General features: G+C 65.7%; 1 protein-coding gene. It reads left to right on the forward strand.

Annotated elements, in window-relative coordinates; genetic code table 11:
• Positions 1-481, forward strand: a 481-nt coding sequence (locus tag ACXJ3V_RS20705; protein WP_457102236.1) for an SDR family NAD(P)-dependent oxidoreductase, incomplete at its 5' end; no start/stop codon positions are given.
• Positions 482-527: the final 46 nt, after the last annotated feature.

The raw sequence follows: 527 nt of genomic DNA on the forward strand, positions 1-527 counted from the left end.
GCACATCGATGCGCCTTCCGCCGAGATGTCGCTACAGCAGTGGCAGCAGGTGATGGACTCCAACGCCACTTCGGTGGTGACCGCCTGTCAGGCCGCCTACCCGCACCTGGTCGCCGGCGGCGGCGGAATGATTGTCAACATCGGCTCCTTCTTCGACAAGCTGGGCGTGAAGCGGAATCTCGCCTACTGCGCCAGCAAGGCGGCGGTGGGCGCCATCACGCGCGTCCTCGCGGTCGAATGGGCTGGCAAGGGCATCCGCGTCATGGACGTCGCCCCGGGCTACATCCTCACCGACCTGAACGCCGATGCGATGGCCTCGGGCGGGCCGCTGCGCGCCTATCTCGACAAGCGAATTCCTGGCCGCGAGCCGGGAACCGCAGCCGACGTCGGTGCACTCGTGGCTTCCCTCTTCACGCCCGCCGGCGGCTTCCTCACCGGCGAAACCATCTACATCGACGGCGGCCAGAGCATTGCCCATTGACACTATGAACATCCTCGAACGACTGGATTCCCGCATCGTCCTCAAC

The organism is Microbacterium sp. P5_E9 (genome assembly GCF_054049175.1).